Source organism: Mycolicibacterium baixiangningiae (assembly GCF_016313185.1).
Taxonomy (GTDB): domain Bacteria; phylum Actinomycetota; class Actinomycetes; order Mycobacteriales; family Mycobacteriaceae; genus Mycobacterium; species Mycobacterium baixiangningiae.
Map to the genome: position 1 here is coordinate 109,899 of NZ_CP066218.1, position 15,414 is coordinate 125,312.

General features: G+C 69.1%; 12 protein-coding genes and 1 pseudogene. 9 read left to right on the top strand and 4 right to left on the bottom strand.

What is annotated here, in order from left to right; genetic code table 11:
• Window positions 1-69 precede the first annotated feature (69 nt).
• Window positions 70-477, bottom strand: a pseudogene (locus I7X18_RS00545) (EVE domain-containing protein); the annotation flags it as partial.
• Window positions 478-603: 126 nt separating this feature from the next.
• On the opposite strand from I7X18_RS00545, the gene I7X18_RS00550 reads away from it, so the two are divergent.
• Window positions 604-882 carry a DivIVA domain-containing protein gene (locus tag I7X18_RS00550; RefSeq protein ID WP_193045204.1) on the top strand — a complete coding sequence of 93 codons (279 nt, stop codon included), beginning with the start codon at window positions 604-606 and terminating at the stop codon, window positions 880-882.
• A 178-nt stretch (window positions 883-1,060) separates the two neighbouring features.
• On the opposite strand, the gene I7X18_RS00555 is transcribed toward I7X18_RS00550, so the two are convergent.
• The gene (locus I7X18_RS00555) at window positions 1,061-1,354 is read right to left on the bottom strand and encodes a WhiB family transcriptional regulator (RefSeq protein ID WP_193045203.1); all 294 of its coding nucleotides are present in this window, start codon (window positions 1,352-1,354) and stop codon (window positions 1,061-1,063) included.
• A 357-nt stretch (window positions 1,355-1,711) separates the two neighbouring features.
• Here I7X18_RS00555 and I7X18_RS00560 point away from each other — a divergent pair, with 357 nt between their 5' ends.
• Both I7X18_RS00560 and I7X18_RS00565 read left to right on the top strand, forming a co-directional pair.
• Complete coding sequence (locus I7X18_RS00560; RefSeq protein ID WP_193045202.1) at window positions 1,712-2,449, top strand: helix-turn-helix domain-containing protein; 738 nt, start codon at window positions 1,712-1,714, stop codon at window positions 2,447-2,449.
• 109 nt (window positions 2,450-2,558) lie between these two features.
• Entirely contained in the window at window positions 2,559-3,554 is a 996-nt protein-coding gene (locus I7X18_RS00565) for a hypothetical protein (RefSeq protein ID WP_193045201.1), read from the top strand.
• An 80-nt stretch (window positions 3,555-3,634) separates the two neighbouring features.
• Here the strand turns inward: I7X18_RS00565 and I7X18_RS00570 are convergent, their stop codons facing one another.
• Both I7X18_RS00570 and I7X18_RS00575 read right to left on the bottom strand, forming a co-directional pair.
• Window positions 3,635-4,648 carry an MPT63 family protein gene (locus tag I7X18_RS00570; protein WP_193045200.1) on the bottom strand — a complete coding sequence of 338 codons (1,014 nt, stop codon included), beginning with the start codon at window positions 4,646-4,648 and terminating at the stop codon, window positions 3,635-3,637.
• A gap of 118 nt (window positions 4,649-4,766) precedes the next feature.
• Window positions 4,767-6,143 carry a MinD/ParA family ATP-binding protein gene (locus I7X18_RS00575; protein ID WP_193045199.1) on the bottom strand — a complete coding sequence of 459 codons (1,377 nt, stop codon included), beginning with the start codon at window positions 6,141-6,143 and terminating at the stop codon, window positions 4,767-4,769.
• A 554-nt stretch (window positions 6,144-6,697) separates the two neighbouring features.
• Between I7X18_RS00575 and I7X18_RS00580 the strand changes: the two genes are divergently transcribed.
• The 6 genes from I7X18_RS00580 to eccCb are packed head-to-tail and all read left to right on the top strand — an operon-like array spanning window position 6,698 to window position 15,333.
• Window positions 6,698-7,546: an ESX secretion-associated protein EspG gene (locus I7X18_RS00580; RefSeq protein WP_193045198.1), complete on the top strand. Its 849-nt coding sequence runs from the start codon at window positions 6,698-6,700 to the stop codon at window positions 7,544-7,546.
• A gap of 12 nt (window positions 7,547-7,558) precedes the next feature.
• On the top strand, window positions 7,559-8,083 hold the full coding sequence (locus tag I7X18_RS00585) for a YbaB/EbfC family DNA-binding protein (RefSeq protein ID WP_226863273.1): 525 nt from the start codon (window positions 7,559-7,561) through the stop codon (window positions 8,081-8,083).
• A complete protein-coding gene (gene eccA, locus I7X18_RS00590; protein ID WP_193045197.1) occupies window positions 8,076-9,797 on the top strand; it encodes a type VII secretion AAA-ATPase EccA in 1,722 nt (573 codons plus the stop codon). Before I7X18_RS00585 ends, eccA begins: the two co-directional genes overlap by 8 nt.
• Before the next feature lie 4 nt (window positions 9,798-9,801).
• A complete protein-coding gene (gene eccB, locus I7X18_RS00595) occupies window positions 9,802-11,289 on the top strand; it encodes a type VII secretion protein EccB (RefSeq protein ID WP_193045196.1) in 1,488 nt (495 codons plus the stop codon).
• A 16-nt stretch (window positions 11,290-11,305) separates the two neighbouring features.
• Window positions 11,306-13,546: a type VII secretion protein EccCa gene (gene eccCa / locus I7X18_RS00600; RefSeq protein WP_193045195.1), complete on the top strand. Its 2,241-nt coding sequence runs from the start codon at window positions 11,306-11,308 to the stop codon at window positions 13,544-13,546.
• A complete protein-coding gene (eccCb, locus tag I7X18_RS00605; protein WP_193045194.1) occupies window positions 13,543-15,333 on the top strand; it encodes a type VII secretion protein EccCb in 1,791 nt (596 codons plus the stop codon). The genes eccCa and eccCb overlap by 4 nt, the downstream gene beginning before the upstream one ends.
• Window positions 15,334-15,414 lie beyond the last annotated feature (81 nt).

The following is a 15,414-nucleotide window of genomic DNA, read 5'->3' on the forward strand; positions in this document are numbered from 1 at the left end:
TGCTGTCCGTGGGGGTACCCCGCCTGGCTCGTCGCTGATCGTCGCTGCCGCAACCAGTTGGCGTGCCCCGGTCATCGCGGCGCGGATGATCTCGAAGTCGTGATCGTCGACGCGGAAGACGCCGAAGCGGAACTTGTAGCCCCACCGCTGCTTGTTCTCGACGAAGTCGAGGCTGTCGATCAGCGGGCGGATCGGTGTCTCCACACAGTCGAGGAAGTCGACATTGCGCCGCCACCGCTCGACGTCCGGTGGGATGTCGACCGGATACGGCTCGTCGTCGACGACCTGTCCGATGGCGGTGAACGCCTGCAGTGTCTCGCCGTCGGGATGGCTGACGCGGGGTGAGTAGAAGGCGATCCAGTCGCCGCGGGACATGCGCCTCAGGGCGTGGGGTTTGCCGTGATTCGCTTGAGTGAAGCGGCCACGCACACCACGTTCGACGTGGTCGCGGCTCATGGTGCTGATCCAGTTCGTCATGCCCCGCACGCTAAGCCGCGGGCCCGACAGCGGGAGGCTTCTGCGCGACGCCCTGTGGACAACCGGCGCGCTGGGGATGAGTGATGTGCCACGCGAACGAATTCCGCCGCTTTAACATCGCAGGCGATGAGCGAGCCATCACGCGGGTTGACCGCTGACGCCCTCCGTAGCGCCACCTTCTCGACGCCACCGTGGGGTAAGCGGGGCTACGACCCGAAGTCGGTCAAGGATTTCCTGGCGCTGACCGCGCGCCGCCTCGAGGGCCGCGGCCACCTGTGCGCCGACGACGTGCGGGCGATCCGTTTTCCGAAGCCGCCGATCGGCCGGCGTGGTTTTCACGGCGGGGAGGTCGACGAGTTCATGGTCGCGGTCGCCGCGGCGATCGCCGCGCTCGACGGACGGTGAGAAGTTTGGGGACGGTGCCGCCTGCGCCTCTCGGCGAGTGGTCGCTCGAAGCGACTTTTCTGGTTTGGGGCCCGGGGCATGCCCGGCACCGTCGAATGATGTAACGGCCACCCCTGCCCAGGTATTCCGACCCGTCCGCCGCCGACCCCCGGGACGCGGCAGCGGAAGGGCGGTGCGGTCAGGCGGATTCGGGGAACACCCGGCGGATCGCGCGGACAGGGTAGCCGTTGCGCTCGGCCAGCGAACGAAGCTGCTTCAGCGCAAAGGTGCGCCCACGACCGGCTTCCGGGATCACGATGCCGGCCCACAGACCCTCGGCGCGGGGCAACTCCACCGCATCGCGGGCGCACATCCAGCGGCGCGGGCAGCCCCGGCAGATCGCCTTGGCCTCTTCGTCGGCCGTCGTGGTCCAACGCTCCGGATCGCGTGTGCAGGCGCCGACCGGGATCTCCAGAAAGGTCACGTTGCTCATGGGTTACTCCTTTGGACAAGCCGTGCGGGCCAGCGCCTCGCGTTGAGGAGGAATCTATAGCAATAACCGTAGCGATGCAACGGTTTGAGCGCGACTGACCGAAGCGCTTCGACAACTGCGACGCTTTAGGGGCGGCTTAACAGCCCGGTGAACTCGATAAATAGCCGCCCGGTGCGTCGGGGTGCAACGGTTTGGTGCCCGCAAACTGAAGCGTTACGCCGCTACCTGCGTTCCCGAAGGTGTAGCTTCGATACGGATTCGTGGTCGGATCGCGAACCGAGTCATAGCGTTGGCGGTTCCCGCGGTTACTATTGCGGCACCGAGCCGCCGTCCAGCCAGCGAGGATTTGCGCCGTCCATGACCAACGCGGAGTCGATCGACGAGGCCACCGGCGTCCTCGACCCTGGGGTGGCGCGCGCCGGCTCCGCGGCGGCAGCGCGGCGCCGGCAGCTCGACATCAGTCAGCGCAGTCTCGCCGCCGACGGCATCATCAACGCCGGGGCCCTCATCGCCTTCGAAAAGGGCCGAAGCTGGCCGCGCGAACGCACGCGGGCAAAGTTGGAAGAGGTCCTGCGCTGGCCCCCCGGAACCATCGCGAGGCTGCGCCGCGGTGAACCGATCAGCACCGGCGAACGCACCGAGGCCGTGATCGCCACCGGTGGCGACGACGTACCGTTGATCGCGCAAGCGGTCGTGACCGCCGTCCACACGCTCGGCGGCACCGCGGAGACACTGCCGCCGGTCGACGACGAGGACTTCACGCCCCGGGTGAGCGCGATCTTGTCCGACCTGCGGCAGCTCGAGGCCGTCGCCGCGCGTGCCGCGCGGATCAGCAAGGTGACCCCCGCACTGATCAAAGCGCTCAGCGCGGTCCGCCGTCGCATCGACGAACTGACCATGCTGGCCGCGGCCGCACCGGGCGCCACCCTGGGGCAGCGGCTGTACGCAGCCCGGCGGCGCGCCAACCTGACGATCGACGAAACCGCTCAGGCCGCAGGGGTTTCCGACGACGACATCGCGGGCGCCGAGGCCGAGCGGCCGGTCACCCCCGCGGCGGCGGCTGCGATCGAGGCACTGATCGGTGAGCTCGACTGATGCGACAGCCCCGCCGCGGCGTGCGGCCCACTACGCTCTCATGGGTACGTTTCCCGGTTCGCCCGAGTGGGGGTCGTGAAGTGAATACGAGGCACGCGGAGGTCCGGACATGACGTGGCCGCCTCCGCCCCCGTCCTCGGATCCCTGGGCCACCGGCCCCGCCCCCGACTCCGACGCAGTGAACGACGACGGCCCACCGGATGCCGGGCCCGTCTCGGAGCCGGTTCATGCGCCGCTGTGGGAGCCGCTGGCGGATCCGGTCGCGGAGTCCGAACCGGAGCCGCAGTTCGATCAGGAGCCCCCGGCCGACCCCGTCGACCAGCCGATCGACCAGCCGATCGACGCGGGGCAGACCGTCGATCCCGATCCCGATCCTGATCCCGTCCCGGCGCCCGACCACTACACCCCACCCGCACCGCACGAGGCCGGTTACCCCCCGGCTGCGGCCGGTCCGCCCGCCCCCGACGGTGGCTGGTCGCCCGGTTACAGCACGCCGCCCCCTGTCGTCCCGCGGTCGCAGGTGGCGCCGCCGCAGGAGAAGAAACCGGTGTGGCTGGTGGCCGCCGCGATAGTGGGCGTCATCCTCGTCGGCGTGGTGGTTTGGCTGCTCCTGCCGTCCGGGGACGGCGGCGATTCGGCCGACGGCCCCACCACCCCGTCACCCACCCGCAGCGCCGATCCGCGCGCCGAGGCCACGCTGCGCGGAGTGCTTCCGCGTGGCTACGCCGCCGACGCCTGCGAGATGCAGAGCCCGCCCACGGGGGCGCTCGCGGTGGCGTCGTGCGAGGCGAACGCGGACCCGGGTGGTCCGCCGTCGGCCACCTACACGATCGCCACCGACGACACCGCGCTGGACGCGGCGTTCAACGATGTCGTCGAGGCCTCCTCGATCGTCACGTGTCCGGGGAACATCCAATCGCCCGGACCGTGGCGGCGCATCGCCACACCGCAGAAGGTCGCCGGTGTGCTCTTCTGCGGACTGCAGGCCGATCGGCCGGTGGTTGCCTGGACCAACACCGACGCGGCGCTCGTGGCGGTCGTGAAGTCCGGTCCGCAGGGCCCCACCCTCGACCAGCTCTACACCTGGTGGACCTCACACTCCTGATCGACGGCCCGCAGACAGCACAGCGGGGCTGACCGCGGCTTTCGCCGCAGGCCGCCCCGCTGTTTGGTCGAAAAGCGGTGTCAGGGCACAGGGGTGGGCGTCGGCAGCACCAGTCCGCCGTGCGGCACCGGTGCCTGATCGCCGGTGCTCACCGGAATGGGCGCGGGGCCGTTGCTCGCGGGCTGCGGTGCCGGGACTGCGGGAGCTGCCGGGACTGCGGGAGCTGCCGGGACTGCGGGAGCTGCCGGGACTGCGGGAGCCGCAGGCGCCGGGGCCAGAGCCGGGGTGCCCTGGCTACCCGCCGGCACCGGGGTGCCCTGCGCGCCGACCGGAAGCGGCGTGCCCGCGCTGGTGGCCGGCAACGGGGTGCCCGCGCTGGTGGCAGGCAACGGAGTCCCTGCGCTGGTGGCCGGCAGCGGGGTGCCAGCGCTGGCGGGGGCCGGGACGAGCTCGGCGGAGGCAGGCGCGGGGGCGCCCGGAGCGCCGGGTTCGACCGGTTCGACGGCTTCGGCGGCAGCCGGCGGAGTCGCCTCGGCGGCCTGCGGCGCCGACGAGGTGGCGCTGCCCGACGGTGAGGAGCTCGACCGAGGGCTGGACGGCGTGCTCGACGGAGCCGGCTGCACCCACAGCAGCAGGTCCTGCCCGCCGTCGTTGTAGACGACGCTGTCCGGCTGGGCGCCGGTGACGTCGAAGTACAGCTTGCCGGTGGTCTCCTGGCCCTGGCCGAGGGTGGCCGGGTTGACGCCCTGCGGGGTGGCGACCTGCCACAGCGCCCGGTAGGTCTCACCGTTCTTCGCCCGCGCGTTGAAGTTCGAGACGATCGGGATGGCCGCTCCCTGGACCGCCTCGTCGGTGGCGGTGGCCTCCCACAGCGTTCCGCGCACGGTGTAGGGGATGGTATCGGTGCTGGCCTTCAAATCGGTGACGGTCCAGCCCTGCACGACGGCACCGTTGACCAGGTCGGCCTGCTGGCCGATCTCGTGGACTGCGGGGCCCGCCGGCGCCCCGGCTTCCGCTCCGGCGATCGGCGCGGCGATGACCGCACCTGCTGCCGCTGCCGCGGCGGTTGCTACAAAAACAGTGGTGATCTTCAACGTGGTTCACTCCTCAGTCGTCCTACGGCCGACTCCCCCCGTTCCTGGAGGAGGTCCCTGTAGCGAACGTAGCAAATGATGACGTTGCTGGGCACCCCCGGGCGCCAGGTCGCCGGCCTCAGCCGCGTTCCCGGGAGCGGTCGTCCGTCGACGGGAAGTGCTCGGCCAGCGCTGCTGCGAGTTCGAGGAACTTCCGGCGCACGGCGGGCGACATCTCCCGCGTCCCGCCGATCACCCCGCCCGGCCGCAGATGCCCGTCGAACGGGATCTCGATGACCCGCTGGCCGTGTCCCGCAAACTGTTGCGCCAGGATCGACCGGGTTCGCTTGTCGGCGTGGCCGTCAGAGTCGTTGAGCACCACCACGGTTCGCTGGAGTAGTCCGGTCATGCTCCTGGCCGCCAGCCAGTCCAGCGTCTGACCGGCCGCGGCCGCGCCGTCCACCCAGGGGGAGGAGACCACGATCAACGCGTCGAGATCACGCAGCACCTCTTGGGTGACGGGGGAGTCCATGGTGGAACTGCAGTCCACGACCGAGATGGAGAAGTACCGGTCGAGGCGCGAGGTGGCTTCGCGGTAGATCGCCGGATCGAGCACCCGCCGACGTGCCGGAGAGCCCTCGCCGGCGAGGACGAACAGCCCGGCCGCATTGTTGCCGACGCGGTTGCGCACATCGGCGAACGATTCGATGTGTTGATCGGACGCGAGTTCCCAGTAAGAGCCTTGCGCATGAGGATCGACCCGGCTGCCCAATTTGCCGAAGGCGGTGTCGGCGTCGATGGCGACCACGCGGTCGTCCTGCCGGAGTTCGGCGAACACCGAGCCGATGCTGGCCGAGACGGTCGTCTTACCGACGCCGCCCTTGCCCATCACGCCGACCTTGAAATGCCCGCGGAGCATGCCCCGGATCTGGTTCTCGAGGTGGATCTGGGCGAGCTCGTCGGGGGATTGGCCGGGGTTGATCAGACCGAAGCTGAGGGTGAACACCCAGCGGCGCCATCCCCGTGCCGGTGGGGTGCGGCGCGGCGGCACCAGGTCGTTGACCCGGATGCGGTCGGCATAGGAGCCGGGGGGTGCGCCCATCGGGCCGGGTGGCCCGTATCCCTCCTGAGGCCACGCCTGCTGCGGCGGGGGCCCCATCGGCGGTGGACCGGGCGGCGGCGGACCGGCAGACGGCCGCGGACCGCGCGGGGGGACCTGCCAGTCCGGCGGCGGACCCCATCCGGTCGGCTGCTGGCGCGGGGGTGGGGGCGGCCCCTGCCGCATCTGCTGGGTCTCCCGGAAGCTGGCGCGCCGTTCCGGGTCACCGACCACGGTGGGCACGTCATCGGGCGGTGACACGTGGGGAACCGCGGGCGGCGGCCCGTCGACGGGAGGCCGGTGCGGGATCGGCGGTGCCGGGCGCGGTCTCGACGGTCCGGTGTCCGGTTCGAAGGCCTCTTCCTCCGGACCGGTCCAGCCGAGCTCCCTCCGCAGGGCGTCATCACGGTCGGTCACTAGGGGTCTCCTCCGGATGTCAGACGAGCCGGACGTCGGCCTGTCCAGTAAACCAACCGGGCCGCGATTCCCGCAGCCCCGATCACGGCGCAACATCAGCAAAGTTATGGAGTCCGGGGGTTGGCTGCGTAGTCACGAAAACGCCCGACCCGGACACGGGCTATACCGGGTGCACAACCAGCGCGGCACCGCATTTGCGTGCCGGCCGGCCGCGGATCCGCGCCGACGGCCCAGGGCCCGCCCTGAGCGTTCGCTGAGAAATTGATTTCACAGAGTTGAGCGGGATAAGCGGCAGCGGTTGTATATTGCTGACCAACCGAAACCCGCACCGGGCGATACGGTGGTCCGGCTCGGAAAATCATGCGCTGGAGGTGCATGGTGCGCTGGTACGCTCACTTGCGGCGAAGTGATGCACGGCCCGGCGTTCCGCCGACGCTGTCGCTGGATGCGGCAAATGTCGAAGGATGCAGGACGGAAGCCGGCCCGCACGCCGCGCCGATCGGCTGAAGAGGAGTTGGGGAACCGATGGGTGATCTGCGCGTCGCGGGAGTTCGATGATGGCCAGTGCGCCGGCCGCCGCCGGCGGCACCCACTACGACGACGTCGTGGCCGTCGAAGTCACGATCGACGGCATGCTGGTGATCGCCGACCGCATGAACGTGATCGACTTTCCGCCGTCGCTCGGCATCCGGCTCAACATTCCGCAGCCCGACCTCCGAAAGATCGTCTGGGAACAGGTCGCACGCGATCTCACCGAACAGGGTGTCCTGAACTTCTACGGTGACCCGCACCCCGAGGTGGCCTCGATGGTCGACACCCTGAGCCGGCCCGACCGGGTCCTCGAGGGGCGCTGGTGGCGTCGCGATGTCGGCGGCAAGATGGTGCGCTTCGTCGTGTGCCGCAAGGGCGACCGGCACGTCGTCGCCGCCCGGGACGACGAGATGCTGGTGCTGCAGCGCGTCGCCCCCCAGATCGGGCTGGCCAACATGGTGACGACGGTGCTCGGCGGCGCCGCGCCCGCCGACGTCGAACCGCTGACCGGGGTGGCCAGCAAGCTGGCGCAGTGCCGGACGGCGAACGAGCTGCAGGCCTACGGCATACCGCTGACGTCTGCGCGCGCCTACGCCGAGATCATCAGCGAGCCGGCGAGCTGGGTGGAACTCACTGCGACAGAACGCCACCCCGGTGGCACGCAGACCACCGCGGACGTCGCCGCCGGTGTGCTCGACTCCCCGCACGGCCGCATCGTGTCGATCCCGCGCCGGGTCAGCGGCGAGCTCTACGGCAGCTTCCTGCCCGGCACTCAGGAGAACCTGCAGCGGGCGCTCGACGGGCTGATCGCTTTCCTCCCGTCGCAGACGTGGTTCGACCAGAGCGACGCCGACGCCTTCCACGGGGAGTGAGCGGAACCCTCCATGGTGGGTGATTCGCCGCGCAACCCCGATGACGACGCCGACGACCTGTCGGCGCTCGACTTCTACCAACCCGTCGCCGCTGACGACGAGTCCGACCTCACCGCGCTCGACGCGTTCGTCGCCTACGTCCCGGCCGACGACGGCGCCGAATCGTTCGTCACGGTGCCCACCGAGGATCCGGAGGCCGAAGCAGAGCCACTGTTCACGGTGACCAACCCGCCCGGCACGGTCACCGTCTCCACCTACCTCGACGGCCGGGTTCAGCACATCGATCTGTCACCGCGGGTGACGCACATGTCGGAAAAGGAACTCGCCGAGGAGATCGTCGTGATCGCGGGACTGGCCACCCAGGACGCCAAGTCGGCGCAGTACGAGTTCATGCTCGACGGACTGCGCGACCACGGGCACGACGATCCGGCCACCCGGGACTTCCTGCAGCGCGACCTCGATCTGCCCACACCCGAAGAAGCCCGGGCACGCCGCGCCGAGGTCTTCGCCACCAGGTATGCAGGTAGCCATGAGTGATCACCTGGCCAGCCTGTTCGGCAGCGCGGTCGGCATGCTGCCCAACGCGCCCGCTCGTTCCTACGAGTTGTTCACCGACATCACCAACTACGACGAGACCGCCTGTGACGCATGGGTGGGCCGCATCCGGTGCGGCGACATGGACCGGGTGACGCTGTTCCGGGCGTGGTACTCCCGCAACAACTTCGGGCAGCTGGCCGGTGCCGCCGAGATCTCGATGAACGCGCTGGCCGCCCGCGTCCCGATCGGCGGGTTGTTCGGGGAGATCACCTACCCGATCACCTCGCCGCTCGCGATCACGCTCGGGTTCGCCGTCCACGAGGCGAAGGAGGGCAACTTCGCCGACGCCATGGAGGCGCTCGACAATGTGCCGCCCGGCGGTGCCGACCACCTGATCGCGTGGGTGAAGGCCGTCATCTACGGTGCGGCGGAACGCTGGACCGACGTGATCGACCAGGTTCGTGGCGCGAACACCTGGCCCGACAAGTTCCTCGCCGCGGCCGCCGGGGTGGCGCACGGCGTGGCCGCCGCCAACCTCGGACTGTTCACCGAAGCCGAACGGCGGCTGACGGAGATGAACACCTCACCCGCCGGTCAGGCGTGCGCGCCGACCATCGCCTGGTTCCTGGCCATGACGTACCGCAGCCAGGGGAACGAGGACGGCGCCCGCGCGCTGTTGGAGTGGCTGCAGGCCACCCATCCGGAACCGAAGGTGACTGCCGCACTGCGGGATCCGTCGTACCGGGTGGTGACCACCACCGCCGAGAAGATTGCGGCGCGGACCGATCCGTGGGATCCGGCCAGCGTGGTGGCCGACACCTCCGGGCGGGAGAAACTGCTCACCGAGGCACAGGCCGAACTCGACCGCCAGATCGGGCTGAGCCGGGTCAAGGAGCAGATCGAGGCCTACCGCGCCGCCACCCAGATGGCCAAGATCCGGGCGGCCCGCGGGATGAAGGTGGCCCAGACCTCCAAGCACATGATCTTCGCAGGGCCGCCCGGTACCGGCAAGACGACGATCGCGCGGGTGGTGGCCAACATCCTGGCCGGGCTGGGCGTGATCTCCGAACCCAAGCTCGTCGAGACCTCGCGCAAGGATTTCGTCGCCGAATACGAAGGGCAGTCCGCGGTGAAGACCGCACGCACCATCGACCGTGCTGTCGGTGGAGTGCTGTTCATCGACGAGGCCTACACCCTGGTGCAGGAGCGTGACGGCCGCGCCGACCCGTTCGGCACGGAAGCGCTCGACACCCTGCTGGCGCGCATGGAGAACGACCGCGACCGCCTGGTGGTGATCATCGCCGGCTACAGCGCCGACATCGACCGCCTGCTGGAGACCAACGACGGCCTGCGGTCGCGCTTCGCCACCCGCATCGAATTCGACTCGTACTCCGCCGAGGAAATCGTGGAAATTGCGAAAGTGATTGCGGTGGCCAACGATTCGAGCGTCGACGAAGACGCCGCCAAACTCGTGCTCGAGGCGGCGACACTGCTCGGCCAGCGCACGCTGAACGGTAAGCCGGCGCTGGACATCGCCGGCAACGGTCGCTATGCCCGCCAGCTGGTCGAGGCAGGCGAGCAGAGCCGCGACATGCGGTTGGCACGGTCCCTGGACTTCGAGAGCCTCGGGGTCGAGCAGTTGAGCGAAATCAACGGTGAGGACATGGCGTCGGCGATCGCTGCCGTCCATGCCCGCCTGAACATCAGCGGGTGAAGCGATGGCGAGTTTCCGGCTTACCACCAAGGTGCAGGTCAGCGGATGGCGGTTCCTGCTGCGCCGCGTCGAGCACGCGATCGTGCGCCGCGACACCCGCATGTTCGACGATCCGCTGCAGTTCTACAGCCGCGCGGTCGGTGCCGGCATCATCATCGCGGTCCTGATCTGCCTGGGGGCAGCGCTGATGGCGTACTTCAAACCGCTGGGTAAGCGCGGCGGTGACCAGCTGCTCGTCGACCGCACCACCAACCAGCTCTACGTGGTGATGCCCGGCGGCGGCGAACTGCGGCCGGTGTACAACCTGACCTCGGCGCGGCTCGTGCTCGGCAATCCGGGCACCCCCGTCGCGGTGAAATCCGACGAACTGAACCGGATGTCGAAGGGGCAGCCGATCGGCATCCCCGGTGCGCCGTATGCGACGCCGGTATCCGGTGCGGCCGAATCGATGTGGACGCTGTGCGACACCGTCACCAAACCCGAGAGCGTGGTGCCGACGGTGGAGACCTCGGTGCTGGTGCGTCCGCTCGTGGTCGACTCGACGGTCGGGCCGCTGCGGCCGGACCAGGGGATGCTGGTGTCGTTCAAGGGCGCCAACTGGCTGGTCACCGAGGGCGGGCGGCATTCGATCGACCTGGCCGACCGGGCGGTGACCTCGGCGGTCGGCATCCCCGTCACCGCACGGGCGACGCCCATCTCCGACGGGCTGTTCAACGCGCTGCCGAACGCCGGTCCGTGGCAGCTGCCCCAGGTGGCGCGTGCCGGTGAACCCAACACCGCCGGCCTGCCCGCGAACCTGGTGATCGGATCGGTGTTCAAGACGGTCACCGAATCCGACGAGCAGCAGCACTACGTCGTGCTTCCCGACGGGGTGGCCCGGGTCAACGAACCGACCGCGGCGGCGTTGCGCGCCACCAACTCCTACGGCCTGATCGAGCCGCCGATGGTGGAAGCCAGTGTGGTGTCCCGTATTCCGGAGCAGGTGTACGTCTCACCACTGCCCGACAAGGCGCTCGACATCCTGCTGCGTGAGGACGATCCGACGCTGTGCTGGTCGTGGCAGCGCGTCGCCGGTGACCAGGCGCCCCGCACCACGGTGATCGCCGGCAGGCGCCTGCCCATCGCCGCGTCGGCGCTGAACACCGGCATCCGGCAGATCACCGGCGATTCGACCGTGTACATCGACGGCGGGCAGTTCATCCGGTTGCAGTCCCCGGATCCGCGGTACGGCGAAAGCCTCTACTACATCGACCCGCAGGGCGTGCGGTACGGACTCCCCGACGAGGAGACCGCGAAGAACATCGGCCTGGTGGGGCCGTTGACCGCGCCGTGGCAGGTGGTCAGCCTGCTCGTCGACGGGCCGGTGCTGTCGAAACAGTCGGCGCTGCTCGAACACGACACCCTGCCCGCGAACCCCAACCCGCGCAAGGTCGGCGAGGACGGCGCGGCCGCCGGCGCCCAACCGGCCACATCACGCACCGGAGGCGGCTGATGACTGGAGACGACAGATGACGACGAAGAAGTTCACCCCGATCATCAAGCGGGGTCCACGCCTGACTCCAGGTGAGATCACCGTGACACCGCCGGACGACCTGGGCGTCGAGATCCCGCCGTCGGGCATCCAGCGTGCGCTGCCGTGGGTGATGGGCGGCTGCATGCTCGGGATGATCGCGATCATGATGTTCACCGGTGTGCGGCAGCTGTCGCCGTACATGCTGATGATGCCGCTGATGATGGTCATGGCCACGGTCGGCTTCATGGCAGGCGGCGGATCGGGCGCCAAACGCGTGCCCGAGATCAACGCCGACCGCAAGGAGTACCTGCGGTACCTCTCGGGGCTGCGCACCCGGGTCACCTCGTCGGCGGCCGCGCAGGTGACGTTCTTCAACTACCACGCACCGCATCCCGAGGATCTGCTGTCGATCATCGGTACCAACCGGCAGTGGTCCCGGCAGGCCAACAGCGAGTTCTTCGCCGCGACGCGTATCGGGCTGGGGTCCGAACCGGCGGTGGACCGTCTACTCAAACCGTCCATCGGCGGCGACGTCAACGGCCTGTCCGGTGCGCAGGCCGCCCCGCAGCCGCACCTCGAACCGGTCAGCCACATGTGGGTGACGAAGTTCCTGCGCACCCACGGCCTCATCCACGACTGCCCGAAACTCCTTCAGCTGCGGACGTTTCCGACCATCGCGATCGGCGGCGACCCCGGCGGGTCCGCGGGCCTGCTGGCGGCGATGATCTGCCACCTGGCGGTGTTCCACCCGCCGGACCTGTTGCAGCTGCGCGTACTCACCGACAACCCGGAGGATCCGGACTGGAGCTGGCTCAAGTGGCTGCCGCACGTGCAGCACCAGAGCGACCTCGATGCCGCGGGCCCGACCCGCATGGTGTTCACCCGGCCGGACGGGTTGAGCGATCTGACCGCGCGCGGGCCGCACACCGCCGACTCGGTGCCCAGCGGCCCGTACGTCGTCGTCATCGACCTCACCGGCGGGCGGGCCGGCTTCCCGGCCGACGGCCGCGCCGGCGTCACCGTGCTCACCCTCGGTAACCACAACGGCTCCACCTACCGGATCCGCGTGGCGGCCGACGGCACCGCCGACGACCGGCTGCCCAACCAGCCCTTCCGGCTGGTCACCAACGGCACCGACCGGCTGACCGCCGGGCAGGCCGGGCGCATCGCTCGCAAGTTGGCGGGGTGGTCGATCACCGGCGCGATCATCGACAAGAACGTGCGGGTGCAGAAGAAGGTGGCCACCGAGTGGCATCAGCTCGTCGGCGCCCAGACCGTCGAGGAGGTGACGCCGGCGCGCTGGCGGATGTTCGCCGACACCGACCGCGACCGGCTGAAGATCCCGTTCGGGCACGAACTGCGCACCGGCGACATCGAGTATCTCGACATCAAGGAGGGCGCCGAATTCGGTGCGGGCCCGCACGGCATGCTGATCGGCACCACAGGTTCGGGTAAGTCGGAATTCCTTCGGACACTGATCCTTTCGCTTGCCGCCACCCACCACCCCGACCAGGTGAACCTGCTGCTCACCGACTTCAAGGGTGGTTCGACATTCCTCGGGATGGAGAAGCTGCCGCACACCGCCGCGGTGGTCACGAACATGGAGGAGGAAGCGGAACTCGTCAGCCGGATGGGTGAGGTGCTCACCGGTGAACTCGACCGCCGCCAGTCGATCCTGCGGCAGGCCGGTATGCAGGTCGGTGCGGCCGGCGCGCTGTCCGGGGTTGCGGAATACGAGAAGCACCGCGAACGCGGCGCCGACCTGCCGCCGCTACCCACGCTCTTCGTCGTCGTCGACGAGTTCGCCGAGCTCTTGCAGAACCATCCGGACTTCATCGCACTCTTCGACCGCATCTGCCGGGTGGGCCGGTCGCTGCGCGTGCACCTGCTGCTCGCCACCCAGTCGCTGAACACCGGCGGCGTGCGCATCGACAAACTCGAACCGAACCTGACCTACCGGATCGCGTTGCGCACCACCAGCTCCGCGGAATCCAAGGCGGTGATCGGGACGCCGGAGGCGCAGTACATCACCAACAAGGAGAGCGGCGTCGGCTTCCTGCGCGTCGGGATGGAGGATCCGGTGAAGTTCCAGAGCGTGTACACCGGCAATCCGTACGTCCCGGCGACGGCCGTCCAGGAGGACGGTGAGGTCAAACCCCGCCAGTCCAACCGCAACCGGGTGCGCATCCACAAGTTCACCGCGACACCGATCTTCGATACGGCGGTGAACTCATGACAGCGTCGAAGCAGGCCGATGAACAGAAGGTGCTGCGCGAAGTCGTCCTCGATCAGCTGACCACCGGGGAGACCCGTGCCTACCGGATGTGGCTGCCGCCGCTGACGGATCCGACGCCGGTCAACGAACTGGTCGCACGAGACCATCAGCGCCGGCCGCTGCGGTTCGGACTGGGCATCATGGACGAACCCCGACGGCACCGCCAGGAGGTCTGGGGTGTCGACGTGTCGGCGGCCGGTGGAAACATCGCCGTCGGCGGCGCCCCGCAGACCGGCAAGTCGACGTTCCTTCAGACACTGATGATGTCGGCGGCGGCCACCCATTCACCGCGTGACGTGCAGTTCTACTGCGTCGACCTCGGCGGCGGCGGCCTGATGTACCTCGAGGATCTGCCGCATGTCGGCGGTGTCGCCACCCGCGCCGAACCCGACCGCGTCAACCGCGTCGTCGCGGAGGTGAAAGCCGTTCAGCGCCAACGAGAGCGGACGTTCAAGGAGTTGCGGGTCGGGTCGATCGCCGGGTACCGGCAGATGCGGGAGGATCCGACCAACCCGGCGGCCTCCGATCCGTTCGGCGACGTATTCCTGGTGATCGACGGGTGGCCGGCGTTCGTCGCGGAGTTCCCCGACCTCGAACCGGTCGTCCAGGATCTGGCCGGGCAGGGTCTGGCGTTCGGGGTGCACGTCATCATCTCGACACCGCGCTGGACCGAGTTGAAGTCACGCGTCCGCGACTACCTGGGCACCAAGATCGAGTTCCGGCTCGGTGATGTGAACGAGACGCAGATCGACCGCATCACCCGCGAGATCCCGGCCAACCGGCCGGGCCGGGCGATCTCGATGGAGAAGCACCACCTGATGATGGGCGTGCCCCGCCTCGACGGTGTGCACAGCCCCACCAACCTCGTTCCGGCGATCTCGGCGGCCGTCGCGCAGATCGCGGCCCAGCACACCGTGCAGGCGCCGCAGGTCCGGGTGCTCCCCGAACGCGTCTACCTGCACGAGCTCGACCCCGCCCCGCCGGGACCCGATTCCGACTACCGCACCCGGTGGCGCGTACCACTCGGGGTGCGCGAGTCGGACCTCAGCGTCGCCTACAACGAGATGCAGATGACGCCGCACCTGTTGATCTTCGGTGCGCCCAAGTCCGGCAAAACGACGATCGCCCATGCGGTGGCGCAGGCCATCTGCCAGCGCAACAGCCCCCAGCAAGTGCGATTCATGCTGGCCGATTACCGCTCGGCGTTGCTGGATGCGGTGCCCCAGAGCCACCTGCTCGACGCCGGTGCGGTGAACCGCAACCACACCTCGTTGGAAGCGGCAATCAAGGCTTTAGCGGCCAACCTCCAGAAACGGCTGCCTCCGCCCGACCTGACGACGGCCCAACTCCGCGCCCGGTCGTGGTGGAGTGGGCCCGACGTGGTGCTGCTCGTCGACGACTGGCACATGATCGTGGCCGCGTCGGGCATGGTTCCGCCGATGGCGCCGCTGGCCCCGCTGCTGCCCGCGGCGGCCGATATCGGCCTGCACATCATCGTGACCTGCCAGATGAGCCAGGCGCATCGGGCCACGATGGACAAGTTCGTCGGGGCTGCGTACGGCGCCGGAACCCCGACGCTGTTCCTCTCCGGCGAGAAGACGGAGTTCCCGTCGAGCGAGATCAAGCTGCGCAAACGGCCGCCTGGCCAGGCTCTTCTGGTGTCGCCGGACGGTAAGGAGGTCGTCCAGGCCGCCTACGTCGATCCCCCCGAAGAAGAAGTGTTAGCACCACCCCCGCAGGGCGGTTAGTATCTAACCAGCGCGATACAGCAACGTTGGTGGATCTTCGCCAGCAAATACGTCGGGGGACGAGTCCGAGACGACGGGGCA